General features: G+C 63.4%; 20 protein-coding genes. 6 read left to right on the forward strand and 14 right to left on the reverse strand.

Annotated features, from left to right (window positions below; genetic code table 11):
• Window positions 1–211: 211 nt before the first annotated feature.
• Window positions 212–565, forward strand: a complete 354-nt coding sequence (locus tag ACEN8U_RS29305) for a hypothetical protein (protein WP_310105301.1) — start codon at window positions 212–214, stop codon at window positions 563–565.
• Between the two features lie 29 nt (window positions 566–594).
• Here ACEN8U_RS29305 and ACEN8U_RS29310 read toward each other — a convergent pair whose 3' ends face one another.
• The 9 genes from ACEN8U_RS29310 to ACEN8U_RS29350 form a co-directional block, all read right to left on the reverse strand.
• Complete coding sequence (locus tag ACEN8U_RS29310) at window positions 595–1,926, reverse strand: glycosyltransferase WbuB (RefSeq protein ID WP_310105298.1); 1,332 nt, start codon at window positions 1,924–1,926, stop codon at window positions 595–597.
• A 62-nt stretch (window positions 1,927–1,988) separates the two neighbouring features.
• Window positions 1,989–3,131, reverse strand: coding sequence for a glycosyltransferase family 4 protein (locus ACEN8U_RS29315; protein ID WP_310105295.1), 1,143 nt, complete (start codon window positions 3,129–3,131; stop codon window positions 1,989–1,991).
• 25 nt (window positions 3,132–3,156) lie between these two features.
• Window positions 3,157–4,113: a GDP-L-fucose synthase family protein gene (locus ACEN8U_RS29320; RefSeq protein WP_013587250.1), complete on the reverse strand. Its 957-nt coding sequence runs from the start codon at window positions 4,111–4,113 to the stop codon at window positions 3,157–3,159.
• Between the two features lie 5 nt (window positions 4,114–4,118).
• Window positions 4,119–5,237, reverse strand: a complete 1,119-nt coding sequence (gene gmd / locus ACEN8U_RS29325; protein ID WP_310105293.1) for a GDP-mannose 4,6-dehydratase — start codon at window positions 5,235–5,237, stop codon at window positions 4,119–4,121.
• A gap of 55 nt (window positions 5,238–5,292) precedes the next feature.
• Window positions 5,293–7,527 carry a polysaccharide biosynthesis tyrosine autokinase gene (locus ACEN8U_RS29330; protein WP_015001718.1) on the reverse strand — a complete coding sequence of 745 codons (2,235 nt, stop codon included), beginning with the start codon at window positions 7,525–7,527 and terminating at the stop codon, window positions 5,293–5,295.
• 54 nt (window positions 7,528–7,581) lie between these two features.
• Complete coding sequence (locus tag ACEN8U_RS29335; protein ID WP_013587247.1) at window positions 7,582–8,721, reverse strand: polysaccharide biosynthesis/export family protein; 1,140 nt, start codon at window positions 8,719–8,721, stop codon at window positions 7,582–7,584.
• A gap of 69 nt (window positions 8,722–8,790) precedes the next feature.
• The gene (locus ACEN8U_RS29340; protein ID WP_041744945.1) at window positions 8,791–10,176 is read right to left on the reverse strand and encodes an undecaprenyl-phosphate glucose phosphotransferase; all 1,386 of its coding nucleotides are present in this window, start codon (window positions 10,174–10,176) and stop codon (window positions 8,791–8,793) included.
• Between the two features lie 51 nt (window positions 10,177–10,227).
• On the reverse strand, window positions 10,228–11,775 hold the full coding sequence (locus tag ACEN8U_RS29345) for a mannose-1-phosphate guanylyltransferase/mannose-6-phosphate isomerase (protein ID WP_310085185.1): 1,548 nt from the start codon (window positions 11,773–11,775) through the stop codon (window positions 10,228–10,230).
• 88 nt (window positions 11,776–11,863) lie between these two features.
• Complete coding sequence (locus tag ACEN8U_RS29350) at window positions 11,864–12,847, reverse strand: helix-turn-helix domain-containing protein (protein ID WP_310105285.1); 984 nt, start codon at window positions 12,845–12,847, stop codon at window positions 11,864–11,866.
• A gap of 794 nt (window positions 12,848–13,641) precedes the next feature.
• On the opposite strand from ACEN8U_RS29350, the gene ACEN8U_RS29355 reads away from it, so the two are divergent.
• The 4 genes from ACEN8U_RS29355 to ACEN8U_RS29370 all read left to right on the forward strand — a co-directional run bounded on the left by ACEN8U_RS29355 (window position 13,642) and on the right by ACEN8U_RS29370 (window position 18,956).
• Window positions 13,642–15,720, forward strand: a complete 2,079-nt coding sequence (locus tag ACEN8U_RS29355; protein ID WP_310105282.1) for a hypothetical protein — start codon at window positions 13,642–13,644, stop codon at window positions 15,718–15,720.
• Window positions 15,721–15,779: 59 nt separating this feature from the next.
• Window positions 15,780–15,941, forward strand: coding sequence for a hypothetical protein (locus tag ACEN8U_RS29360; RefSeq protein WP_310105279.1), 162 nt, complete (start codon window positions 15,780–15,782; stop codon window positions 15,939–15,941).
• A gap of 54 nt (window positions 15,942–15,995) precedes the next feature.
• Window positions 15,996–16,448: a GDP-mannose mannosyl hydrolase gene (locus ACEN8U_RS29365; RefSeq protein ID WP_310105276.1), complete on the forward strand. Its 453-nt coding sequence runs from the start codon at window positions 15,996–15,998 to the stop codon at window positions 16,446–16,448.
• 120 nt (window positions 16,449–16,568) lie between these two features.
• Window positions 16,569–18,956, forward strand: a complete 2,388-nt coding sequence (locus ACEN8U_RS29370) for an RICIN domain-containing protein (RefSeq protein ID WP_310106333.1) — start codon at window positions 16,569–16,571, stop codon at window positions 18,954–18,956.
• Between the two features lie 24 nt (window positions 18,957–18,980).
• Here the strand turns inward: ACEN8U_RS29370 and ACEN8U_RS29375 are convergent, their stop codons facing one another.
• Window positions 18,981–20,066: a glycosyltransferase family 4 protein gene (locus ACEN8U_RS29375; RefSeq protein WP_310105273.1), complete on the reverse strand. Its 1,086-nt coding sequence runs from the start codon at window positions 20,064–20,066 to the stop codon at window positions 18,981–18,983.
• A 249-nt stretch (window positions 20,067–20,315) separates the two neighbouring features.
• Here ACEN8U_RS29375 and ACEN8U_RS29380 point away from each other — a divergent pair, with 249 nt between their 5' ends.
• Complete coding sequence (locus ACEN8U_RS29380; protein ID WP_310105270.1) at window positions 20,316–20,486, forward strand: hypothetical protein; 171 nt, start codon at window positions 20,316–20,318, stop codon at window positions 20,484–20,486.
• A 52-nt stretch (window positions 20,487–20,538) separates the two neighbouring features.
• Here the strand turns inward: ACEN8U_RS29380 and ACEN8U_RS29385 are convergent, their stop codons facing one another.
• From ACEN8U_RS29385 to ACEN8U_RS29400, 4 genes are all read right to left on the reverse strand, one after another.
• A complete protein-coding gene (locus ACEN8U_RS29385) occupies window positions 20,539–22,020 on the reverse strand; it encodes an MFS transporter (RefSeq protein ID WP_310105268.1) in 1,482 nt (493 codons plus the stop codon).
• A gap of 87 nt (window positions 22,021–22,107) precedes the next feature.
• Complete coding sequence (locus ACEN8U_RS29390) at window positions 22,108–23,352, reverse strand: CaiB/BaiF CoA-transferase family protein (protein ID WP_310105266.1); 1,245 nt, start codon at window positions 23,350–23,352, stop codon at window positions 22,108–22,110.
• Window positions 23,349–24,344, reverse strand: a complete 996-nt coding sequence (locus ACEN8U_RS29395) for a hydroxymethylglutaryl-CoA lyase (RefSeq protein ID WP_041744940.1) — start codon at window positions 24,342–24,344, stop codon at window positions 23,349–23,351. Before ACEN8U_RS29395 ends, ACEN8U_RS29390 begins: the two co-directional genes overlap by 4 nt.
• Before the next feature lie 217 nt (window positions 24,345–24,561).
• Window positions 24,562–25,455, reverse strand: coding sequence for a LysR family transcriptional regulator (locus tag ACEN8U_RS29400; protein WP_310105263.1), 894 nt, complete (start codon window positions 25,453–25,455; stop codon window positions 24,562–24,564).
• Between the last annotated feature and the right edge of the window lie 39 nt (window positions 25,456–25,494).

Below are 25,494 nucleotides of genomic sequence, written 5' to 3' on the forward strand. Positions count from 1 at the left end.
GCGTTTTGGCGGCTGGGTGCATGGATTTTGGCGCACGATATCTCTACAACACTGCATCGACCTGGGGACCATAATGACAACTCCGCTTCGACACACCGCCCACTGCATGCTTCTCCTCGCCGCCTACGCGGCACCTGCACTAGCCCAGGACGCGGCGCCCGCCCGCGCGCCGGCAATGACCGCTACGGCTCCTACCGACTATGGCGCCCCGATGCCGACTCCTGTCGACCGCGGCGCGCTACAGCGCAAGCGTGAACAGAAGCTGCTCGGCGCACCCGACGGGTATGACATCGGCAACGCACAGAACGGCACGCTCGACGACGCCCGCCGCGCAGCCTTGCTCGACGAGCAACGCATGACGGTCAACGGTGCTGCCCAAGGCGGTCAACCAGGCGCCGCTGGCAAGCGCAAGGCGCCGGCCGCCGTCAACGGTCAGCTTCGCGTTGCCGATGCAGCAGCGCGTCCCCGCGCCACCGACAAACTGCTGCCGGAAGGCGCCGCCAAAGCCACGTATGCCGATCCCTATACAACCGGCAAGCGCTCCGTCTATCGCTCGCCGTGGTAGTTGCCCATTCATGCCGGCCGCGCACGGGATTACTCCGGTGCGGCGTCCTCCGGGGTCGCGGGCTTCGGATGCGGCACCGTCACTGCTGAAGGCCTCGCGTCGAAGTACGTGGCGCTCGCCTTCCAACGCCTGCGTCCCGCCGCGCGGCACAGCATTCCCACGCGTTCTTCAAAAGTACTAATCGTCGCATCCGGCGAAAGTGCGGTTTCTGCATAGTCGCGCGCTGCCCGGCCGAGCGCCGCGCGGCGCTCCGGATCGTTGGCGAGCGCCGTAATCGCACCGACCAGCGCCTTCACGTTGTCCGGCGGCACCACGACGCCGCGCGCATGAACTGCCTCGTGAAGCGCGGTTCCACGCCGCGCCATGGCAATCGTCGCGCGGCCGCTCGCAAACATGCCGGTCAGCTTGGACGGCATGACGAGATCCGCGGCATCGCCGCGTTGCGGCAACACGTGAATGTCGGCGAGGTTGAGCAGTTCGTTCAGACGCTCGGCGGGTTGCAGCGGAAGGAAGATGCAGTTCGGCAAGGCCGCGCAGCGTCGCGCGAGACCTTCCTTAGCTGCGCCGCCGCCGCAGAACACAAACGTCAGATCTTGTCGGTATGCGAGCGACGCCGCTGCCTCCGCAAGTGTCTCGATGCCCTGCTTCGCACCCATGTTCCCCGAGTACAGAACGACTTTCTGGCCGTCCGGCAAATTAAGCTCGCTGCGATACTCGCTCGCGCGCGGCAAGGGGTAGATTGCCGATACGTCGACCCAGTTCGGCAGACACACTACTTTCGAAGGCGCCACGCCTTTCGAGGTCGCGCGCGCGCTCATCTGCCGCGTAATCGAGGAAACTGCATCGAAGCGCCGCAAGAACTGGCTTTCCATCCAGCGCGCCATTCGCGCCGCCCGCGAGCCCTTGAGCAAGCCGAGTTCGAACGCGGCATCCACTTCGTAATCCTGAATGTGCAGCCACGCGCTGGCACGCGTGAGACGCGCAAGAGCAAGCGTGGCCGGTGCGCACATCAGGGTGGGCGCAATCAACAGCACGGCGTCGGGCCGCCAGAAAGTCTGCCAGGCGAGTACAGGCAGCGACGTGGCGGCGAAACTGGCCAGATGAATCATCCGCTTGAGGCCGCTCGGCTGCGACGGCACCCATAGCGGCGCGCGCCACACCGCAACACCGTCGCGCTGCTCCCGCCGATAGCGCCAGCCGGCGTACCCCGAGGAAACCCGCCAATCCGGGTAATACGGCGGTGCGCAGACCACGCGCACCTCGTGGCCGCGGCTCGCCAGCAGCGCGGCCATTTCGGCCGTGTACTTGCCGGTCCCCGTGAGCTCGGGCGCGTAATTGAGGCCGTAGATCAGGATCTTCATTGTGCGTGTCTGAACGTGTTAAGGCTTCCTTGCCCGACCTCGCGGCGACGCCGCGACGCCCGTCAATTGCTCAGCATCAGCGCACAGCCGCGGGCAATGTTGGCGGCTGCAGAAGGAGGATCGAAACGGCGAATCACTTCCATGCAACGGCGTGCGGTCCCGCTCGCGTCGGCGAACGCTTCCATCGCCTTTAACATCGTGCGCTGCAATCCAGGCACGTCGCCCGCGGTGAACGAATAGCCGCTCACGCCGTCGATGACGAGCTCCGGCACGCAGCCGCAGCTTTCACTCACCACTGCGGGGCAACCGTGCGCGAGCGCCTCGTTGACCACAAGGCCCCACGGCTCGCTAAAGCTCGGCAGCACCATGCATGTCGCGCCGTAGTACTCGCGCGTAAGCGGTTCGTCCTGCAAGCTTCCGACGAAAGTCACGGCATCGCCCAGCTTCAGATCGGCGGCTTTTTCGCGCAACGCGTCGCCCATCGGCCCGGTGCCGACGATACGCAAACGCGCTGCGGGAATACGCTTGCGCAAACCGGCAAACGCTTCAAGCAACGTTCCGACGCCCTTCTCCTCAGAAAGACGCCCTACGTATAGAAACACCGGCGGATTGCCGGCGCGCGCGGCAACGCGCTCCGGCAACGCACGTTCAGGAGAAAACGAACCGGGCAGCGCGGCCGCCTGACAAGGCACGAAAATCTTTTCGCGCTTTGCGCCGAGCGACAGCAGATACTCGCGGCTGCGCTCCCCGAAACCGAAATAGCCGTCGCACAGCGAAAAAAACACACGCTTCGGAATGGACGTAATGAGCTTCTTCGGTCGATCGCGGCCGGTGGAATCGCAAAAAACCGCGCGACGCTTGCCGGTGACGATGCACGCCGCCAGCATCGCCCAGTACTCCGGACGGTGATAGCCCGGCAGCACGATCAGATCGGACTTGGCTTTCAGCACTTCCCACGTCAGACGCGCGATCATCTTGATGGTCGGCACGTCTTCATAGCAGCCGTCGAACAGCTTTTGCATCGGATACCGATGGTATGAATAATCGACCTCGGAAAAGCCGAGGCGATCGTGTTCGGTATCCGCTATCTGCACCATGGAGTACCGAATTGATCCGGATGCCGAAATATTATGCAGCGCAGAAAACACGACACCTTTGTGACGCGACCATACGACGTTGTGGAAGATGGTGACCGATGCACTCATTTTTATGCCGCTCCGCGAAAAGACGTCATTGCATGGCTGCCGCGGTCGCCGACCCGGCATATGATTCGACGAATTCCCGATACGTCGACGCGATTCCCTGCTCCAGTCCAATCGTTGCGTGCCAGCCCATCTTCGCAAGGCGCGAAACATCCAGCAATTTGCGCGGCGTGCCGTCGGGTTTCGACGCGTCGAACACCAGCTCGCCCTCGAAACCCACCGCCTTGCAAATGCACTCCGCCAGTTCCCGAATCGACAAGTCTTCGCCGACCCCGACGTTGAAAAGCCCTTCCGTCACGTTGTTTTCCAGCACGAACAGCGTGGCGGCGGCAAGATCGTCGACGTGCAGGAACTCGCGACGCGGTGTGCCCGAGCCCCATACCGTCAACGTGTCGGCGCCCGAGCGCTTCGCTTCGTGCGCCTTGCGCAGCAGCGCCGGCAACACATGGCTGCTGTTCAGATCGTAGTTGTCGTTCGGCCCGTAAAGATTGGTCGGCATCAGCGAGACGTATTGCGTGTTGTATTCGCAGTTGTACGCTTCGCAGAGTTTCAGGCCGGCGATCTTCGCGATGGCGTACGCGTCGTTGGTCGGCTCGAGCGACGACGTCAGCAGATACTCCTCGCGAATCGGCTGCGGACACTGCTTCGGATAAATGCACGACGAGCCGAAGAACACCAGCCGCTCCACCTGTGCGCGATACGCCGCGTGAATCACGTTGGTTTCGATCACCAGGTTTTCATAGATGAATTCGCCCGGCCGCGACGCGTTCGCGAGAATGCCGCCGACGCGCGCCGCGGCAAGCAGCACGACGTCGATTTTTTCGCTCTGGAAAAAGCGGTTCACGGCGGCCTGATCCGTCAGGTCGAGTTCGAGCCGCGAGCGCGTGACCACGTTCGTATAGCCGGCCGCGCTCAACCTTCGGACGAGCGCGGAACCGACCATGCCGCGGTGGCCCGCGACAAAAATGCGTGACTGTTTGTTCATCGCAATCACTCGTGATGTTCGAGCGCCGTGAAGCCGGCGAGCGTGACGAGCGCGTCACGACGTGCAATCTGGAAGTCCGAGCGCACCATCTCTTTCACGAGCGATTCGAACGACGTGGTGGGCTGCCAGCCGAGCTTCGCATGCGCCTTCGATGGATCGCCGAGCAGCGTCTCCACTTCGGCCGGCCGGAAGTAGCGCGGATCGACACGGACGATCACGTCGCCCGGCGACATCCGGGTCTCGCGTCCTTCTACCCTCTCGACAATGCCGATCTCGTCGACGCCACAGCCTTCGAAGCGCACCGTCACACCCAATTCAGCGGCTGCATGCTGAACAAATTGACGCACGCTGTATTGCACGCCGGTGGCGATCACGAAATCCTCAGGCTGATCCTGTTGCAGCATGCGCCATTGCATCTCGACGTAATCGCGCGCATGGCCCCAATCGCGCAACGCGGACAGATTGCCGAGATACAGCGTCTTCTGCATGCCCACCGCGATACGCGCAATGGCGCGCGTGATCTTGCGCGTGACGAACGTCTCACCACGCACCGGCGATTCGTGATTGAACAGAATCCCGTTGCATGCATAAAGACCATAGGCCTCGCGATAGTTCACCGTCGTCCAGTACGCAAACATCTTCGCTACCGCGTACGGACTGCGCGGATAGAACGGCGTGGTTTCCGATTGCGGTACCTGTTGCACGAGGCCGTAAAGCTCAGACGTCGACGCCTGGTAAAATCGCGTCTTATTCTGCATACCTAAGATTCGGATCGCCTCGAGAATGCGCAGAGCGCCAAGACCGTCGGCGTTAGCTGTGTATTCCGGCTCTTCGAATGAAACGGCGACGTGGCTTTGCGCCGCCAGATTGTAGATTTCGTCCGGCTCCACGCGCTGGATCACACGCAGAATGCTGGTGGAGTCCGTGAGATCGGCGTGATGCAGAAAGAGGTGCTGCTCGGGATCATGCGGATCGCGATACAGGTGATCGATCCGGTCCGTGTTGAACAGCGACGACCTGCGTTTGATACCGTGCACGTCGTAGTTTTTGGCGAGCAAAAGCTCGGCGAGGTACGACCCGTCCTGCCCCGTGATCCCCGTGATCAGCGCGACCTTGCGTTTCATGAAGGCTTCTCCAGTTGAATTTTGACTACTTGTGGCGAGAAACTCGGCCGCGATTTCAGCCCGCGATGCTGTCGTACCCGTAATAGCCGCCCTGATAACCCGAGCCGAGGAACGCCCCCTCCTGCGGCACGTCGGTGAGCAGTACGCCTCTGAGTCCGACGCCGCCATTACGAAGACGCTTGGCGGTCTCGGCAATTTCATTCAACGGGTGACGGCCGTGACGAACCACCAGCAGCGTCGTGCCCGCATGCTTGCCGATCAGGGTCGAGTCGGTCACGGCAAGGACCGGCGGCGTATCGATGATCACGAGGTCGTAACGCGTTTTCAGCTCTTCGAGCATCGACTCGAAGCGCGAACTCATCAGCAGCTCGGACGGATGCGAAGGCAGCGTGCCCTTTGCCAGCACGTCGAGACCGGGCAACACGTCGCGCTGGATCATCGCGCCCAGATCGCCGCCGCTCAGCACGTCAGAGAGGCCCGGCTGATGCGCGATGCCGAAGTGCGAGTGCACGTCGCCGCGCCGCATGTCGCCGTCGATAATCAGCACGCGTTTGTTCGCCGACGCGACCAGTGCCGCGAGATTCACCGACAGGAACGACTTGCCCGCATCGGGCCGCGAGCCCGTGATCATCACGACGTTATTCGCAGCATGGTCGAGCGAAAGCTGCAGCGAGGTTCGCAGATTGCGCACACCTTCCACGGCGATATCTTCGGGCGCCTGCTGCGCGAGCACATGCAGACCGCGCCGGCGCAGCATCACGTTCTCCTGCAGCCGCAATTGCGTCTGGCTGCGCGGCACCACCGCGAACACCGGCACGCCGAGCACCGCTTCCAGTTCGTCCGGACGTTCCACGCCGCCGTACATGGCACGCTTGAAGAAGGTCAGCAGAATGCCGAGCACGAGACCGCCGCCCAGCGCAATGAGGATGGCAATCACGCGCTTCGGACGCACCGGCTCATCGGGCGCTTCCGCGAAATCGACCACGCGCACGTTGCCGACCTGGCCGGCTTTCGCCACGCGCAACTGCTGCGCGCTATTCAGGAGGTTCGTGTACAGCTCGGTGTCGACATGCACGTCGCGCAACAGACGCAATGCGGTCTGCTCCGTGTCGGGCATCACCGAAACGCTGCGGTTCATGTTGGCCTGCGCACCTTGCAGCGCGGCGATCTGCGCATCGAGTGAAGCCACGGCCGGGTGATTTGCCGTGAACCGTTGCGACATCTCGGCGCGTTGCGTTTGCAGGTCGAGCAGCTTCGTCTTGTTGTCGACGATCTGCTGGAGCAGCAGGCGGCTCTCTTCGCCAAGATCGACGGTGCCGTGGGTATTGCGGAACTTGTTGTAGCGCTGCTCCGCTTCGTCGAGCTCCTTGCGCAAGCCCGGCAATTGCTGATCGAGGAAGGCGAGCATGTGTTCGGCTTCCGTCGAGCGGCTTGCAACGTCCTGGCGCACAAATTCACGCGCCATGCTGTTGACGATCGCGGCGGTCAACCCGCTATCGCTACCCTCGAGACTCGCACGAATCACGCCGGATTGCAGGGCGGTTTCCTGCACGACCAGCGCCTTCTGCAAACGGTCCACGGCGCTCAAGGTCGACGTGCGCTGCAGCTCGAATTGCGAGCCCGGCGCACCGGTCAGCGCGTCGACACGCAATGCGATAGGACCGTCCGCCGTATCGGTCTCCACCGTTTCGCCGACATGGCCGGACAGGATCGCGATACCGTTCCTGTCACGCAGCACGTACGAACGGTCGTTGCCCGCGATCAGCGTGAACGTCGTGTCGTACATCTCCTTCGACGTATCGAAGCGCGATACCGAAATGCTCTCGTTGCCCCACGCGTAGCCCGACAGATTGATGAACTGGGGCAGCTTGAAACCCCACTGCCCGTTCACCAGCCCCGCAATCAGGCCGCCGATAACCGGCATATAGCGCGGCGTCGCCGTGATGTCGAGGTGCAGCTTCCTGACGGTTTCTTCCGTCACGAGACGCGACTTGAGCAGCTCGATCTCCGCTGCCGTCGACGGTTTCGTGTCGAACATGCCGGTGAGCGGCGGCAAGGATTCCTTACCATTCGCGTTGGCATTCGCCGTCTTGTCCTCGACGTGGAACAGCACGTCCGCCCGGTAGGTCGGCGGGGCAAGAAACGCGTACGCGCACCCCAGCGCGAGCGCGATCAGCGTCACCGTTGCAATGGTGCGCCAGCCCCGCACGATCGTGCGGAGATAGTCCGACAGATGCAACTCGTCCGGTCCGGACACGTCGGTATAACGGTTCTCGAAGTTGATAGCCATGTTTGGTCTCACCCAGCATAACCCGCGGTTTTTCTGATTTGCTTTATACGGTCTTTACTTCGCTACGACGACACCTGTGACAGCCGCGTTGATCGCGGGCAGCAGCAGGTTCAGGATACGGTTGAAACGAACCAGCCCACCCTGGCCTACGTACACGACGTCCTTCGGCTGCAGCTCGAACTGGTTGGCGAGGATCATCGAAACCGGCGACCTTGCATCCAGGTGGTAAATCTGCGGCGAATCGCTCGTCGAATTGCGGATCACGAACAGCTGCCGCGTTGCAGCCGTGGCCTGGTCGAAGCTCCCGCTGTCCGAAATGGCTTGCGAGAGCGTGAGCGAACCGTTACGCATCGGCGTGACAGTTGCAGGCTTGTTCACCTCGCCCATCACGTAGACGCCGCTGTCTTCGCGCGAGGCCACGCGAACCGCGTCGCCCGGTTGCAGATAGATGTTCGACGGGTTATGGCCGCGCTTGAGCAGGTCGTCCATGTTCAGCTGATACGTCACGCCGTTGCGGATCAATTCGACGCGGCTGCGGTCCGCATTCGGGCTGAAGCCGCCGCTCTGGCTGATCGCGCTCGTGAGCGACATCGTGATGTCGTTCAGCGACTGGGCACCCGGCGTGCGCACTTCGCCGTCGATGAAAACCTGCGCATTACGGAAAGACGCCACACGCACGGTCACTTCCGGCTTCTGGTACACCTTGCTCAAACGGCTATACAGCTCCTTCTGGATCGTGCCGACATCCTTGCCGGCCACATGCACGGTGCCCGCATATGGAAACTGCACATCGCCCTTCTCGTCGATGAGAAAGCCCGAGGCCGCGTCCGAAGACTTGGCGTTCTGCGCGGGTTGGCCGAGCGCCGCCGCGAGTTCAGGGTGATCCCACACGACGATCTGCAGCACGTCGCCCGGGCCCACGCGGTACGGACCAGGCTTGCCGAACAGCGCGAGCGTAGCCGGCGGCAACGGGGCAGCGGCCTGATCCGCATGCATCTTGCGCAGCAGCGCGAGATTGATATCGGTAATTGGTATCGTCTGCTGCTGTGACGGTTCGCTGCTGAAATCGCCGCCCGTTTCCTGAAGCGTGGCAGGCGTTTCCATCCGCTGGCCTGGCGCGGCGGCGCAGCCCGCGAGCAGTGCAGCGATAGCGAAAACCGAGAGACTTCCCGTGCGTGTACCAAGCGAGCTCATAACTTTTCCTCCTTGCGCAAAAGCGAATGTCCCCGGAAGGAGGCACCGCCTTGCGTGCTTTGTTAACAACTAGTAAGCGTTTCGATGCACCAGTCCGGCGACAATCGTCGCGCCGATAATCCGCATGTCGAGCGCGAACGACCAATGTCCCAGGTAGTACAGGTCATGTTCGACGCGACGTTCCATCTTTTCGATGCGGTCGGTCTCGCCACGAAAGCCGTTGATCTGCGCCCAACCTGTAATGCCCGGCTTGATCCGATAGCGATGGATGTAGCCCGCGACCACTTTCTGATAGAGGTCGTCGTGCTCGAGCGCATGAGGACGCGGTCCCACGACCGACATGTCGCCACGCAATACGTTAAAAAACTGCGGCAGTTCGTCGAGGCTCGTACGACGCAGGAACGCGCCGACTTTCGTCACACGTGGATCGTTGCGCGTCGCCTGCCTGACGGTGCCCTTTTCCTCTGTGTGCAGGCGCATCGAACGGAATTTGTAAATCGTGAAGACGCGTCCGTCCGCGCCCTTGCGCTTCTGCCTGAAGAACACCGGCCCACGTGACGAAAGCTTCACGGCAATTGCAATAGCCACCAGAAGCGGCGCAAGACAGATGAGCGCAGCCGCGGCGAACAGGCGGTCGAAGATCTCCTTCTTCAACATCGAGTTCGCCGACAGCGGCGATGCGACCAGATTGATGGCCGGCACGCCGAGCAGGTCGATCACGCCGCTGCCCTCGAAGAGCGCGAGGCTGCGCACGTCCGGCATGAAGCGAATGTTCACCAGATCGTCGCGAAATTCGCCGACGAGCGAGCAGATGAGCGGCTCCTCCGCCAGCGACAGCATCAGCCACAGTTCGTGCACATCGTTCGTGCGGATGTAGTCCGCGAGCGCATCCACGGTGTCGAAAACGGGCACACCCGTACTCGTCACCGGCGATTTCTGCGGGCTCGTGTTGTACACCGCCGCCGCGCGAAAGCCCGTGGTCGGTGCGGATTCGATGCGGCGGATGATCGCGTCGCATTGCGAGCCGCTGCCGACTATCGCCACCTGATGCAGGTTCATGCCTGCACCGCGCGCCCGCGCCAGCACCGCGTGCGTGATGAGCCGGTACGAGATCAGCAGCCCGCCCGTCACGGCAGTCCAGTACGAAAACCACAAACGCGAGACGAAGTCGCTGCGATGCAGCGAGTACATCAGCACGAGCGCGCTGCCTTGCACGATCAGCCACGCGAGCGACACCTGGCCTGCCAGCGCGAGCTTCGAGCGGCCGCGCCACGATTCATACACGCCGAAGGCCGGAAAGATGGCGAGCGCAAAGGCAGCCGCGAACATCACCAGCGCCCAATAGAAGCCGGATTGAGCGAGGTAGTCGAAGCGGATCTGCGACGCGACCGCCGCCCCCGCGAGCACCAGCGCGACATCGAACATTCGCGCGAGTAAATCCTGAAACCTGCGCATTTTGCTTACCTCGTACTGGCCGTTCCTGTCCGCAACCCGCCGGCACGCTGTCTATGAACAGCGGCCGTAGTTGTCGTTGAATCGCACGATGTCGTCTTCCCCCAGATAGGTGCCCGACTGGATTTCAATGATTTCGAGCGGCACTTTCCCCGGGTTTTCGAGCCGGTGCCGCGTGCCGAGCGGGATGTAAGTCGATTCGTTCTCGCTCAGCAGGAACTGTTCGTCGCCACGCGTGACGAGCGCGGTGCCGCGCACCACGACCCAATGTTCGGCGCGGTGGTGATGCAGTTGCAGCGAAAGCTGTGCGCCCGGCGTCACGACGATGCGCTTGACCTGAAAACGCTCGCCGTGATCGATCGAATCGTAAAAGCCCCAGGGACGATGCACCTTGCGATGCGCGTCCGCCTCCGGCGCGTGCTGCGCCTTGATGCGCGACACGAGACCCTTCACGTCCTGCACGTGCGAGCGGTCCACCACGAGCACGGCATCGGCGGTTTCGACCACGACCACATTCGTGGTGCCGACGCACGCGACGAGGCGCCCTTCCGAATGCGCATAGCTCGACACCGCGCCTTCGAACGTCACGCGGCCACGTCCCGCGTTGCCGTTGGCGTCTTTTTCCATGGCGGCCCACACGGCGTCCCATGAACCGAGATCGGACCAGCCTGCTTCCAGCCTGACGACCACGCCGGCCGGCACTGCATCGGCTGGCTGCGCGGCGTCGGTGCTCGCGGCGTCTGCTGCTTCGCTTAGGCGCTCCATCACGGCATAGTCGATCGAATCGGCCGGCGACTTCAGAAACTCATCGACGAGCGGGCGGAAATAGGCGCCCTCACTGCGGCCGCCGCCGAATGCGCGCTCGCAGGCCGCATGCATGTCCGGTTGCAGACGCTTGAGCGTATCGAGCCATACGCTCGCGCGCAGGATGAAGATGCCGCTATTCCACCAGTACGTCCCCGCTGCCACGTATTGCGCGGCGATTTCCTCTGCGGGCTTTTCGACGAAGCCGTCGATCGCATGCGCGCCATCGCGCAGCGCGGCGCCGATGCGGATGTAGCCGAAGCCCGTATCGGGGCGCGTCGGCGGTACGCCGAGCGTCGCGATCGCGCCTCGTTCCGCATAACCTGCCGCCGTTTCCAGCGCGGCCTGCAACGCGTTCACGTCGGCAATCGAATGGTCGGCCGGCATCACGACGAGAATGCCGTCCTGACCTTCGGCACATGCAAGCGACGCGGCGAGCGTCAACGCGGGTGCGGTATCGCGGCGCGCCGGCTCGACAATGAGCCGCGCCTCCACACCGTTCTCGTGCAGTTGCTCGGCAATCACGAAGCGGTGCTCCTCACCGCATACGATGATCGGCGAAGCGTCCACCTGCCAGCCGGCGGGAAAATCTTTCATGCGTCGTGCGGTGGCTTGCAGCAGCGAATCGGAGCCCACCACGTCGATGAGCTGCTTCGGATAGTTCTCGCGCGACACCGGCCACAGCCGCGTACCCGAGCCACCCGCGAGAATGACCGGGACAATGCGCGTGCATCGCGCGCCGACAGCGTCATCGCCGGCATTGGGCGATGTTTTGTTTCCAGCTCCCTGAGTCAACATATTCGTAATCCTTATGATGCTTTGAAACCACCAGAACAGACGCCGGAGACCGCGTGCAGCGAGCGGCCTCCGGCTGGCCCCGTCGACGCTACTGGCCCACCATGCGGCGGCTCTGTATCCGGAACTCGGTAGGCGAGATCCTCATGCGTTTGCGGAACACCTTGGCGAGCCGATCGCCGTTGCCCATGCCGGTGCGGCGCGCAATTTTGTCGACCGGCAATTCAGATTCAGTCAACAGGCTGCATGTCACGGCAAGGCGCTCATGCAGCAAAAAACTCGAGGGCGTGATGCCCATTTCCATCTTGAAGCGGCGCAGGAAGTTGCGTTCGCTCATCGCCGCAAACTGCGCGGCGTCTGCAATCGAAATCGATTGCTGGCAGTTTTCCTGCAGCCACCGGGCGGCGGCCCGCACCTTGTCACCCGGCGTGAGCGCCCCGTCTTCGCTCAGAAGCGGCGCGAGGTTCGAGCACGAATCGGCGAGCAGGCGCTCCGCCACCGTGCGCGCGGTCGCGGCGCCCAGGTCGCGCTTGATCATCGCGAGCGCGCTTCGCATCGACTCGAGGCGATCGCCTGCATCCGCGGTCTGCTCGGCCTGGCGGGATGCTTTCGACGACTCCTGCAATGCCTGGCTCTCCTGTGCATCCGGCACATAGGCGGCATCGAGCAGCGCGCGGCCTTCCGCGATCGGGCGGATCATTCCGGTGTTGTGCCGCACGCGGCGCAACCAGGCGATCAGCCGTTCGTCCCTCGCAGCGGCAATTGCGCCTTTGCCGCCGGCTACGTACAACGCGTCAAAGCCGCTGTAATGTCTTGCGTCGAGTCCGTCCGTCCACACTCTGAGAGCCGACGACGAAGTCACCATGCCGCCGTCGGCCGAGAGGAAACAGACGTCGTAGGAACAGCCGCTCGCGCTCGAGGAAGCCAGTTCATTCGCCGCCTGAAACACTTCGGCTACGACGCCAGCACCTTGCAGCGAGCAGTCGTTGAACATCAGGATCGCGATGCGACGCATGCCTTTGTTCGGTGCATGCACCCAACGCAGCATGGAAGACTCGAGACTCGCGCAGGTCATAGCTATCCTCACCGGAAACGGATTTACTTTCACCATCAACGGCCTCACCGGGCCGACCTCTGAGCAGTGCATCATAGCCACGAGCCGTCAAGTATTTAGCCGCCATGACCGATAGTGCTGACATGTTGGCGCATTGACGGGAGTGGCTGGCCGGTGCATTTTCGGCAATATTCTGCCGCCACCGGATTGCACCGAATTAATTGCCGATTCCGCATATCATTGAATTGGCGTTGTGCGAATGTTAGTGCAAACCCAATGCCGATTTCGTTCGCCACCGCACACTGCATCGCTACTCAAAAAAGGGCGGTTACAATTCAATCCACATGTCGAAGGGCGACATACAAAGCGGTTTTTACCTGTCATGCGCCATTTAACAGATAATGTCTCCCGGCGGCCGATCTTTCCCGTGGAACTTGCCGCGCGGGTTTCGGCTGACGATAGAAACCGCCTGCTTCAATTACACGAAGCAGTGTCTAATATAGGCACTTTACGGAGCCTTTCAGTTATTTAATTTGTTCTTATTGGGTGCATTCAATATAAATACGGCGATTAATGTTTCAGTCCTGAAACATCGCAATAACCGCAGTTAAGAAGACAGCGCAATTGACGGACCCGCCGCCGATAAGACCACGCTGGAGGGCGGTCAGAAACCGCCATAAGATTGCCGAAAAGCACTATGCGCTTTCCGCAAGATATGGCGACGGACACTACACTCAGGCGGCTTGCGCCTGGTGATCTAGCCGTTTGACGACGTTCGTGCGTCAAGACGCGCCGCGAACGTCACGGGGGAATACATGTCGGATTCAAACAAACATCGCGGAGTGCGAAGCATTGTAGGCCAGTTCGCGATGCGCGCGCGCGTATGGCGGGCCGCCGTCGCCGCCGCCGCGCTCTGCGTCCCCGCTGTTCAAGGCAACGCGGCGGCGGCCGGCGCATCGTCCGTACGTGTCGACGCGAAGGTGTCCGAGGCACGGCAACAAGCCGAAGCCGTGGGCCGGAGCCTGCGCTGCTCCGCACCTTCCTCGCAAACGCGCGCCGCGCCGTCCGGCGATCTGATCGAAGCCGACACGCCGGGCGACGGCACGCGCCTCTTTGCCGCATCGAAGCCGTTCGGCCTCGTCATCACCACGCGCGCGCCGCAAAGCGACACGCTTGACTGGCAGATACGCGACACGTGGAATGTTGTGCGCGCAAGCGGCAGTTTTAATGTCGCAGCGGGCGCCCTATCGTCGGCGCTCAGTTGCACGTCCACAGTAGCGGGTTATTTCGCCGTGTCGGCGTCGCTTGAACGTGCGCATGGTCAGCTGGAATCGCGCGGCACGCGGCCCGCGGGCATCGCCACCTTCGGCGTGCTGCCCGATACCGCAGCCACATTGCCCGCCGTGCGCTTTCCCTATGAAGATCTGCACCGGTTCGGCGGCCAGGGCACCGCCTACCTCGCGCCCGGCCAGCATTGCTGCGACGGCGACGGCTATCGGCCGGTCTATACCGCGCTCGGTCTCACCTGGGTCAACGACAACCGCAACTGGTACATGGAAGAGCCCGACAGGCCCGGCACGTTCGATCCCGCGACCCAACAGCTCACGCCGTACTTGCAGCGCGGCGACATCATGCGCCTCATTCAGCTCGACGGCATTCCCAAATGGGCGAGCCCGACGGCGAAGGAGACCCACAGCTATGCACCGGTTTCCCTTTCGCAGATGAAGGATTACATGGCGAAGGTCGGCGCGGAATCGAACCGCGTCCGCACCACCTACTTCCCGAAGCAGCGCGACAACTATTACCAGGTGACGTGGGAGCCGGACGCGGACGGCGGATTGCCATGGCGCGACAGCGACGCCAATTTCATCGCGATGTACAAGGCCGTGTGGGAAGGCATCCATCAGACGGACCCGCATGCGGTGGTGATGGGTCTCACGTATTCGTCCGTGCAAGGCAATGTGACGTGGATGCGCCACCTGGGTCCGCTTGGCATCGGCCGCTATATGGATGGCATGACGGTGCACGGTTATTACGACATCGGCACGACGCCGTCTCATCCGCCGGAACGCGCAACCGACACGCGCAATGAGGGCACCGTGCCGGGCGCGCTCGCTTCTTCCATGCGCGCCTTGCGCCATGAACTGCGGCAATACCTGAAACCCGGCGCGCCGCTCTTTGTCACTGAAACGGGCATCAGCTACGACATCGGCGAGTCGTACGGCAAGCATTATCCGGGCGCCGATGTGCTGTATGCGCAAGCCGCGGTCGTCGCGCGCACGCATCTGATCCTGCTCGGCGAGGGCGCCGACATGACCTATGTGTTCTACCTCGCCGATATGCCGGACGCCGCGCCGGGCTACGGCATTTTCTTCGAACTCGAGCACGACAAAGGCGCCTACGGCCCGTCACGCATCAGCCCCAAGCCCGCCGCGCTCGCGGTGGCGGCCATGACGCGCATAGTCGACGGCACGACGACGCTCGGCCCGCTCAAGGGTCTGCCAAAAGGCGTGTATGGCTATGTATTTCAGAGGCTCGGCGGCGGCAAGATCGTCACCGCGCTGTGGATTCACGACAACGACAAGTGGAGCGCTAAAACCGGCTTTAACGCGGGGCAAAGCGCCGAATATCGATTACGTGTCGACGCTCCGGGCACGAGCGGCACCGTCACGGCGCTCGACATGATGGGCAACGCGACGCCAGTACCGTACCGCGACGGCCTGGCGAGCGTGAAGCTGTCACCTACCCCTCTCTACGTCGTGTCGAACAACACAGAGGTATTCAAGGACGCCGTGACGACGCCGGAAGGCTATGTCGCCCGCCAGGTGCCCGAACCCATGCCGCCGTCTGCCGGCAAGTCGCCTGCCGGCGCGCGCGGCGCAATAGCTAGGTAGCGCACAGAAAGTCCGGACCGCTGAAATTAGCATCTGTATCGACGCGCTGGAGCCGCCCGATGAACAGCGTTGGATGGATCATGCTGGTGCTGGCCGCGATTGTCGGGGCGATTATCGGCGCGTTTGTGTTCGCGGCAGCCGGCACGGTCGTGCTCCTGCTGCTGATCGCTTACGTGGCGGACAAGCTGACTCGCGACGACGACAACCGCGGCGACTATTAGCGGCTGCCGCCACGCAAACACCGCCAGGCACGACGCCCTCGCTCAGGAACCGACATGCTGACGGAGCTCGACTTTCTAGACGTTGTTCGTCTGACGCCGCTCGTGGCGATCGATCTGATCGTTAGTGATGCAGACGGACGCATTCTGATCGGCCATCGCCGTAACCGGCCCGCGCGCGGGACATGGTTCGTCCCAGGTGGGCGCATTCTGAAGGACGAAACGCTCGATGCCGCGTTCTCGCGCATCGCCGACGCCGAGCTCGGCGTGGCGAAGCTCGCGCGCGCGTCTGCCCGGTTCGAGGGCGTATTCGAACACCACTACAGCGACAATTTCGCAGGCGAGCCTGGCGTGTCGACACATTACATCGTGCTGGCTTACGCGTTCTCGCTCGCGGACAGCGAGCGGCTCGGCCGGCCCGATCAACACAGCGACTACCTGTGGCTCACGCCGGCGGAGCTGGTCGCGCGCGACGACGTACACGACAACACCAAAGCCTACTTCCGTTGACGATGCCGCGGCACATGCGCAAGCGGCCCGCCTGAATGCTCTCGCGCAGTGTTACCGCGGCAACGTGGATCGTCAGATGATTGCAGTATGATCGAGCCCACCATGACGGCTCGAATCCACATGCGACCATCGGCGGCCAGTTTTGTTCGGGGGGCCTGCACTGCGCTCATCGCGGCATTTTTTCTGGCCGCGTTTGCGGCGGGCGCGCGCGCCGCGAATTGCAGCGCGGGCACGCTCGTCACAGTCGTCGCGCATCTCGACGACGACTTGCTGTTCGTCGACCCGGCAATCACCGAGCGCCTCGATGCCGGATGGTGCATCACCACCGTGCACCTGATCGGCGGCGCGAACGGCGCGAACTTCTCCTATGTGCTGACGCGCGAGCGGGCCTCGCGGCTCGCCTACGCGCGCATGGCAGGCGTGCCCGATGTCTGGAATGAATCGAACGTTCAGATTGCCGGCAAGCTCGTCCACGAAATGGTTCTGAAGGCGAGACCACAGGTTCGCCTGCTCGAAGTGCGGCTGCCGGGCGGCGGCGTGCGCGGCGGCCGCGAGCCGCTCGGCCTGCTATGGGAACAGCACGCGACGCTGTCCACCTATCCGATGAACGCAGACGGCTCGGCCCGCGTGAAATATGACCGGGATGCGTTGTCCGCCACCTTGCGGGAGATACTCGCCAAGGCCTCGCAGATCTACACACTTAATCCGGACACCGTACCATTTATCGAGCACCCCGATCACATCTACGCGGCGCGCATCACGCGTCATGTCGCGCAGACGCTCGGTAAAAGCGTGCCGATCGTCTATCACGTGACCTATCCGACAGGCGGCTGGCCCGGCAACCTCCCCGCTGCCGAGGTGCAGCGCAAGCGCGATATCGTGGCGAGCTACTTTTCGATCGACGGAAGCGAGTCCTCGCACGTGTTCGGCGAGTTCCAATGGGACGGCAACTGGATCGCGCGACGCTATGCCTTCGCGGACCGAAGCGATCGCGGCGTGCCGGATTTCGTCGCGCGTCCCATCAGGCTATTTAATGTGGCGACGAACCGCTGCGTAACCGCGAGCGTGAGCGGCCAGCCGCCTGCGCTCGCCGCCTGCAACGGATCGCCTGCGCAGCAATGGCGATGGGAACCGCTCACGGTCTATCCCGGCAACGCGCGTAACGCGGCGCTCGTGAGTGTGGCCACGTCGCAATGCATCGCGGAACGCGACGGTTATCTGCGCCCGGAAAGCTGCGATCAATGGGATCTCGCGCAGCGCTGGACGCCGTGGGACTTCGGCCTCGTCTACACGCCGATGCGTCACTGCCTGGGCGAAAACGGCGGCAAGCTGACCATGCGCGGCTGTACGGGGCTCACCACGCGCTATCGCTGGGCCACGACACAGCGCATCCAGGCAAACGACCTGCGGCTCGCCACGGCCATGTATGGCGACGTCACGGGAACGGGTGAGCCGTCTGCCGTCTATGTGCAGCGGCAGCACGACGGGCCCGGATTCAACGTCTACGCCGCGGCGCTTGGCGAGACCAAACCGCCGGCGCTGTGGTATGCAGCATCTGTCCCATTCGATCCGCGCGCCACCGCGCCGAGTTGCTCAGGCGTCAAGCTCTGCTTTGACAGCGCGCGCTTTCTATTGGGCGACTTCGACGGCGACGGCAAAGCGGACCTGATGATCGTGACCGCGCGCGCAAACGGCACCGCATTCTGGCTGCTGCGCAGCACCGGCGGCCATTTCGACGCGCCGCGCCTGTGGCTGCAAACGAGCCCCGCATTCAAGCCCGAGCTGACGCAGCAATACGTGGCCGCGGACTTCACCGGCGCACATCGGGCCGGCGTGCTGATCGCCCAGAAGCGCGCCGATAGCGGACTCGATCTATGGATCGCATCGTCGAACGGAACAGCGGATGCGGCCGTCGCGCCGGTGCTGGTTGCCGAGGCCAAGGGGCTCGCGCAGAACGCCACATTGCTGCCATTCGGCAACTCAGGCTCGCGCGCGTCGCTCGCCGCATTGGAGACGGTGCAGGAGCGCGTCTCGCTCACGCTCATCAGCAACGACAATCTTCGCATGACCATCGGCGAACGCAGGATGTTGCCGCGCAACTTCATGCCCGGTTTCGTGAAGACGGCGGTCGCATCGCTGCACGGCGACGATCGCGACACGCTCATGCTGCTCACGCCGCGGCTTGACGGCACGGACGCCGACGCACAGATCGACATCGCCGCGCTCAACATGGCCGACCCAACGGCCGAACCCGTTCACGTCGCTTCGCTGCGCGGCATGTCGTGGTCCGACGTGTTCCCGGCCTATGTGCGCGACAAAAACGGCGCCGCACTCGTGCTGTACCGCAGAGTGGACGCCACGCTTGGCGACTTTTACTTCACAGGCGGTGCTCCCGCGCTCTTGCGCTATCCGCTGACAAACGGCTTTGCACTCGGTACGCCACAGGATCTGGGCGAACTGCCGGGGCTCTTCTCGGAGACGGTGAGGATCGACCGGCTCGCGCCATAGCCCGCGCGCGGCCGGCCGAAACGTTCAGGCCGAGATCCGCAGCGGCTCGGCAAACTTGCGCACAATCGACATATAACGGTCAGCGGTATCGTGCAGCGTATAACCGGCGAGTTGCCGATGCGCGCGCGGCGTGTGGAGCGCGTTGACGAGCGCGTGGCCATACGCTTCGACGTCGGTCGTGTCGACGAGACTAACGCCCGCGAAGTTGCTCGCGAAACCGAACGACGGAATCCGGTTAGCCACGACCGGAATGCCGGAGGCCAGCGCCTCGAGAAAACCGATACTCTGTGCTTCGAAACGCGAGGGCATCGCAAAGACGCGCGACGCGCGCAGCACCGCGGCGACGTCCGAGCGCGGCCCGCAGACGCCGACCTTGCTTTCCAGACCCAGCTGCCTGACAAGCGCCACGACCGCCCGGTGATAGTCGAGCTCTTCGACCACGCCGCACAGCAGCAACCGCGCGTCCGGCTCGACCTGCAACACGCGTTCGAACGCGCGGACGGTGTCCAGCTGGCTCTTCCCTTCTATATAGCGGCCAAGCTGAACGATCTGCTTCGACGGCACGGCGCTGTCCCGCGCGGGCGCGGTATCGTGCGCGGCAAAGAGCGACGCGTCCACTCCATTAGGAATCACAACCATCGACGGATGCCTGCCGATCTCGCGCATGTAGTCGTCAATGTTCTGCTGCGAGACGCCGATAATGGCACTGGCCCGCCGCGACAGCAGGCGCTCGGCGCGCTTGAGCGCACCGTTTTCGAAGTCGTTGACGCCCGAGTGCATGACCCATGCAATAGGCGTCTGCACCGGCAGAAGACGCACATACAACGCAGCAAGCGTCGCGTGCGCGATGATGAAATCCGGGCGGAACTCGCGTACCACGCGGTACAGGTGCACGAGTTTGCCTACCCGGCCATGCCGCACCGAAGGAAAACGGCACATGACGCCGGCTGCATTGAGCTCGGCGCGAATATCGACGAAATCGTCCTGCTGCGGCAGCAGCGACGTCATACAGACTTCGTGCCCGGCGCGCTGATGGTGAATGGCAAGACCTTTTACGAGTACTTCTGCCCCGGACAATCGTGGTGCGTGAACCAGTTGAAGAATCCTCACGATTTATCTCTCTGATGACCGCCCGCCTTGCGGCGGCAGGATAAGCCGCCCTCGTGAGCAACGGCTCACTCGACGCCCTCATCCGATAGTTGGTATGTGGCGCGCATTTAACGCGCGTCGTTTCCGAAACCCGCGACTCGCCGATGCGGCGTCAACCGTCGCCGGAAAACGTTACACCCAACATCCTGCAAATTTGCGCCAAGGCCAAGACTTCTTCGGCTTACGAATGAGCGGTATCGCCCACTCAGAATGCGAATCTCGCCGACGCGGCAGTCAGCCATCCTCTTTCTCACCGAAACCGCGCGCGCCGCAGCCGAAAAATACGGGCGCGACAGCACATTCAGCAAAGATACGAACAAAGCAAATCTTGCCGATCGTTTTGACGCTTCGCGCCTCGCCATGGACGCATCCCGGCAATAAAGACATCGACGCGTGCAACAGCGCGCCTGGACGACGCGGCGCACAACCCGCGCTACTTCGAAATATCTTCCAGCGCGATATCGCTCGTCTTCGGGCCCAGCGTGCCGATCGCGAGCATGACGATCACCATGGCACTGGAAATGAAGGCGAACACGCCGTTCACGCCAAACTCCCTCAGACATCCCGCGATCACGAACGCGGAGAACATCGCCGAGAGACGGCTCCACGAATAGACGAAACCGACGGCGCGCGCGCGGATGCTGGTGGGAAAGAGCTCGGCCTGATACGCGTGATAGCTGTACGAAATGATATTGCCGGCGAGCACGAGGCACACGCCGAGACTCACGAGCAACACCGTCTCGCGCGCCTGGCTGAACAGGAGGCCACACACCACATTGACCGCAGCCATGCAGACGATCACCGTCTTGCGCTCGAAGCGGTCCGCAATCAGCAAACCGAGCAGCGGCCCGAGCGGCGCGGCCACCGCGATGATGCTCGCGTACATCAGACTCGTCGTGACCGTGATGCCCTGCTTGATCAGCAACGTCGGGATCCAGTTGGCGAAGCCGTAGTAGCCCATTGTCTGGAACACGTGAAAGATGATCAGCATCAGCGTGCGCTTGCGATACGGCGGCGCGAGCAGATCGCGGAAAGCGGCGCGTGCGCGCACCGGCTCGGGCACAGCGGGTGCGGGCAGTGCGTGTCCGTATTCGCGCTCGACCCGCGCTTCCAGCCGCGTCATGATCGCGTCGGCCTCGTCGATACGGCCTTTTTGCGCGAGCCAGCGTGGGCTTTCCGGTAAGCCAAGGCGAATCCACCATACGACGACCGCGCCCACCACCCCCGTCAGCACGACGAGACGCCAGCCGTCGAGACCGAAGTACTGATGCGGCACGAGCAGATACGATAAGAACGCGACGATCGGCACCGCGCAGAAGCCCACCGCCTGCGAGCAAGCAGAAGCGCGGCCGCGCACGTGCTTCGGCACGAGCTCGGAGATGTACGTGCCGATCGTCACGATCTCCACGCCAATGCCGATGCCCGCGATGAAGCGCCACACGTTGAGCCCGAGCGCCGTGTCCTGAAACGCCATGATGATGTTGGCCGCGGTGTACCACAGCAGCGACCACGTGAAGATGGCGCGCCGCCCGAAGCGGTCGGCGAGAAAACCGCACGCGGCGGTGCCGATAAAGAGGCCTGCAAACAGCGCGGCAATGAAACTCGCGACACCGCTCGTGCCAAAGAGGCCATGCGTCGTCGCGGTAAGAATGCCGCTCTTCACGAGTCCCGGCGCGATGTAGCCGGAGAACATCAGGTCATACAGTTCGAAAAAGAGCCCGAGGCTCAGCAACATGACGAGCTTCCAGATGGAACGCGTGGCAGGCAGGCGGTCGAGCCGCGCCGAAATGCGCGCGCCGCCCAGTGCGATGTCTTCGGCACGGCTGCCCGCCGACGCGCCCGCGCCCGCCGGCACGCCAAGCGCGCCGGCATCGCCGAGCGCTGTTGCATATACCGTTTGATTCGACGACTTCATCGTCTGTCTCCTTGAATGCCGGTCTCTCGCCGGATGAACCTGATTGATCTCATGCGCGACACGAGCCGCGCCCGCCAAGCCGCCCGCTCAGGCGGCTTCGCGCGGCATCTGAGCCGAACCGCTCGGCGCCGATGTGACGGCTGCAATCCGCGCCTCGTCGTAACCGAGCTCGCGCAGCACCTCTGCCGTGTGCTCGCCGATCTTCGCAATCGGTTGACGCGGCTGCAAACGCGCGCCGTCGATCGAAATGGGCAGCAAGGGCATGGCGGTTTCGCTGCCGTCCTCGAGCGTGAGACGCGCGAGGCCGCCGCTTTCGTTCAGATGCGGATCGTCGAACAGTTCTTCGGGCTTCACGATCGACGCAAACGGAATATGGTCGCGCTCGAATTGCGGCACGAGCGCGGCGCCCTCGAATTGGCGCAGCGTTTCGCCGAGCGTCTGCAACAGCCACGCGCGCGCGAGCACGCGGTCGTTGTTGGTCGCGAGACGCGGGTCGGCGAGCAGATCCGCGCGGCCGAGAATGCCGCACAACGCGCGCCATTGACCGTCGCCGGTCGCGGCAATGAACATCTGCTCGTTGTTGGCGAGCGTGAACACGTCGTAGACGGCCCATGCGCTGATGCGCTCAGGCATCGGCGCCGGTGCAACGCCGGTCGCCGCATATTGCTGCATGTGCTGCGCAGACAGCAGCACGCAGTTCTCGAAGAGCGCGCTCTGCACTTCCTTGCCGCGCCCGCTCGCATGCCGTTCGTGCAGCGCGGCGAGCACGCCGATCGCGCCGAACATGCCGCCCATGATGTCGTTGACCGAACTGCCGGCACGCAGCGGACGGCCTACCGGGCCTGTCATATAGGCGAGGCCCGCCATCATCTGCACGACTTCGTCGAGCGCGAGCCGATGCTCGTACGGCCCGTTCAGAAAGCCCTTGTGCGATACGTAGATCAGTTTCGGATTGCGCTCGCGCAGCGACGCATAGTCGAGACCGAGGCTCGCCATGCGGCCAGGCTTGAAGTTCTCGACGAACACATCGGCGGTATCGACAAGTTCATGCAGCGCGGCGAGTCCCGCTTCGGTGTCGAGATCGAGCGCGACACTCTTCTTGTTGCGATTGAAAGTGCGGAAAAAGCCCGCGCCGGTGCCGAGCAAACGGCGCGTGCCGTCGCCGCGCGGCGGCTCGACCTTGATGACTTCGGCACCGAGGTCGCCGAGAATCATTCCGCAAGTCGGGCCCATCACCATATGCGAGAGCTCGATCACACGAATGCCGGCCAGCGGCAAGGCGGTTTGCGGCGCGTCGGAAGCGGAAGTCACGGTAGAAGAAGAGGCGTTCATTGCAGCACCTGCGAGCAGGAAGGAGATGAGGGTTCAATGGCTGGCGAGCGCTCAAACTGCTTCGGCACACCGGCGCGCGCGAGATAGCCGTACAGCGGCTCGCCCGGCAAGGCGTCGGCGAGCACGTCGCGCGACGCGATAAGATGCGTCAGGTCGATGCCCGTCTCGTAACCCATGCTGTCGAGCATGAAGACAAGGTCTTCGGTGTTCACGTTGCCGGTCGCGCCAGGCGCGTGCGGGCAGCCGCCGAGCCCGGCGAGCGACGCGTCGAATTCACGAATGCCGTGTTGCAGCGCGATCAGCGTATTCGCGAGACCGAGCCCGCGCGTGTCATGAAAATGCAGCGAGCGCAGCTTCTCGCCGGCCACGCCGCGCACGAGTTCGATGATCTCGCCGACCTGGCGCGGCGTCGCTTCACCGGTGGTGTCGCCGAGCGCGATGACATCGGCGCCTGCATGCACGGCGGCGCGCGCGATCGCAGCGATGTCCTCGTAAGGCACCGCGCCTTGCAGCGTGCAGCCGAATACCGTCGACAAACCGGCGATCAATTGCACGCGCCGCGCGGCTCTATCTGACGCATGGCTCGCCGCGCTGTCGATTGCCTCGCGCATTGCCGCGAAGGCGTCGATCATTTCAGCCGGCGTCTTGCGCACGTTCGCGAGGCTGTGCGCGGTGCTCACGGAAATCGGCGCGACGATCCGGTGCACGCCCGCTTCGAGCGCGCGCTGCGCGCCCTTCAGGTTGGGGACGAGCGCCGTGACGATCAGGTCCTCATAGCCGAGCGCGTGGGCGATGACCTCGTCGGCGTCGGCCATTTGCGGCAACAGCTTCGCCGGCACGAAGGACGCCACTTCCATATGCCGCACGCCGGCGGCATACGCGGCGTCGATCCAGCGCCGCTTGAATTCGGTGGGCATGGTTCGCGCAATGCTTTGCAGACCGTCGCGCATGCCGACTTCGGTCACGACGACGCGCTCCCTCATATCACTCATGGTTTGAATCCTGCGGAAATTGCGGGGAAATGAAGCACGGATTACAGCGTGCCTGCGCGCGGCCGCCTGGCAAAGTCTGCGTTGACGAAGCACTCCATCGCCGTTGACGATGGCCCGCAAGGCAAGCGGGACGGGCATGCGCCGTCACAAAGGGGAAACCCTTAAGGGCTTTTCAGAAGACGCGCGAACACGCGAACCGCAAAGACGGCGCGAGCGCTTAAGCCCCGCGCAGCAAATGATCGAGCAGATGCGATGCGGCCAGCGTCAGCGCGCCGCGGTCGCGCACGCAGATCACGAAGCGCCGCTCCGCCCACGCCTCGCGTAACGGCACGGCGACGATGCCGTATTCGTCGGCGGCGTGGCGGGGCAGCGCCTCCGCCGGCAGAATCGCCACCGCGAGGCCGGCCTGGATGAAGCGATAGGCGGCGTCGAACGTCGAGACGTAGGTGCGGTAGTTGAGCTCGCGCCCTTTCTCGGCCGCGATACGCTGCATCAGCGCATTGACGGACGCATTCGAAGCCAGCCCGAGATGGTCGAAGGCGAGCGACTGCTCGAAGCCGATGCTGGCCTCGGCGGCAAGCGGGTGGCCGCGCGGCACGATGAGCGCCAAATGGTCGGCGCGGTACGGCAGCGCTTCCAGACTGCCCATCGACACGACATCGCGGCAAATGCCGAGATCGGCGACGCCTTCCTCGAGCCCGCGCACGATCTCCGCGCTCACGCGCTCTTCCACATCCACGCGAATCTGCGGATTGGCTTTCAGGAACTCGGACAACGCCTCGGGCAGAAATTCCACCATCGACGAGACATTCGCCAGCACGCGCACATGCCCGCGCGCGCCGGCCGCGAATTGGCTCAGCTCGGCCTGCAGCCGCTCGTGGCCGCGCATGATGAGCCGCGCGTGCCGCAAGAGCGCCTCGCCGGCGGCGGTGGGCCGCACGCCGCGCTGACTGCGCGAGAGCAACGCGACGTCGACGAGCGCTTCGAGATCGGCGAGCCGCTTGCTGACCGCCGACGGCGCAATGAACTCGCGCTCGGCGGCGCGCGCGATCGTGCCTTCCTCGCACACGGCGATGAACAAGCGCAACGTCACCTGATCGATCTGCCACATGCGCGCGGCTCCTCAAATTGAAGTGCGGAAAATTATGCC

Source organism: Paraburkholderia phenoliruptrix (genome assembly GCF_047325075.1).
Classification (GTDB): Bacteria; Pseudomonadota; Gammaproteobacteria; order Burkholderiales; family Burkholderiaceae; genus Paraburkholderia; species Paraburkholderia phenoliruptrix.

Bases quoted from the DNA above. Each gene is read 5' to 3' on its own strand.
- ACEN8U_RS29305 (WP_310105301.1), top strand. From the start codon at position 212: ATGCCGACTCCTGTCGACCGCGGCGCGCTACAGCGCAAGCGTGAACAG.
- ACEN8U_RS29310 (WP_310105298.1), bottom strand. From the start codon at position 1,926: ATGAAGATCCTGATCTACGGCCTCAATTACGCGCCCGAGCTCACGGGG.
- ACEN8U_RS29315 (WP_310105295.1), bottom strand. From the start codon at position 3,131: ATGAGTGCATCGGTCACCATCTTCCACAACGTCGTATGGTCGCGTCAC.
- ACEN8U_RS29320 (WP_013587250.1), bottom strand. From the start codon at position 4,113: ATGAACAAACAGTCACGCATTTTTGTCGCGGGCCACCGCGGCATGGTC.
- gmd (WP_310105293.1), bottom strand. From the start codon at position 5,237: ATGAAACGCAAGGTCGCGCTGATCACGGGGATCACGGGGCAGGACGGG.
- ACEN8U_RS29330 (WP_015001718.1), bottom strand. From the start codon at position 7,527: ATGGCTATCAACTTCGAGAACCGTTATACCGACGTGTCCGGACCGGAC.
- ACEN8U_RS29335 (WP_013587247.1), bottom strand. From the start codon at position 8,721: ATGAGCTCGCTTGGTACACGCACGGGAAGTCTCTCGGTTTTCGCTATC.
- ACEN8U_RS29340 (WP_041744945.1), bottom strand. From the start codon at position 10,176: ATGCGCAGGTTTCAGGATTTACTCGCGCGAATGTTCGATGTCGCGCTG.
- ACEN8U_RS29345 (WP_310085185.1), bottom strand. From the start codon at position 11,775: ATGTTGACTCAGGGAGCTGGAAACAAAACATCGCCCAATGCCGGCGAT.
- ACEN8U_RS29350 (WP_310105285.1), bottom strand. From the start codon at position 12,847: ATGACCTGCGCGAGTCTCGAGTCTTCCATGCTGCGTTGGGTGCATGCA.
- ACEN8U_RS29355 (WP_310105282.1), top strand. From the start codon at position 13,642: ATGTCGGATTCAAACAAACATCGCGGAGTGCGAAGCATTGTAGGCCAG.
- ACEN8U_RS29360 (WP_310105279.1), top strand. From the start codon at position 15,780: ATGAACAGCGTTGGATGGATCATGCTGGTGCTGGCCGCGATTGTCGGG.
- ACEN8U_RS29365 (WP_310105276.1), top strand. From the start codon at position 15,996: ATGCTGACGGAGCTCGACTTTCTAGACGTTGTTCGTCTGACGCCGCTC.
- ACEN8U_RS29370 (WP_310106333.1), top strand. From the start codon at position 16,569: ATGCGACCATCGGCGGCCAGTTTTGTTCGGGGGGCCTGCACTGCGCTC.
- ACEN8U_RS29380 (WP_310105270.1), top strand. From the start codon at position 20,316: ATGCGAATCTCGCCGACGCGGCAGTCAGCCATCCTCTTTCTCACCGAA.
- ACEN8U_RS29385 (WP_310105268.1), bottom strand. From the start codon at position 22,020: ATGAAGTCGTCGAATCAAACGGTATATGCAACAGCGCTCGGCGATGCC.
- ACEN8U_RS29390 (WP_310105266.1), bottom strand. From the start codon at position 23,352: ATGAACGCCTCTTCTTCTACCGTGACTTCCGCTTCCGACGCGCCGCAA.
- ACEN8U_RS29395 (WP_041744940.1), bottom strand. From the start codon at position 24,344: ATGAGTGATATGAGGGAGCGCGTCGTCGTGACCGAAGTCGGCATGCGC.
- ACEN8U_RS29400 (WP_310105263.1), bottom strand. From the start codon at position 25,455: ATGTGGCAGATCGATCAGGTGACGTTGCGCTTGTTCATCGCCGTGTGC.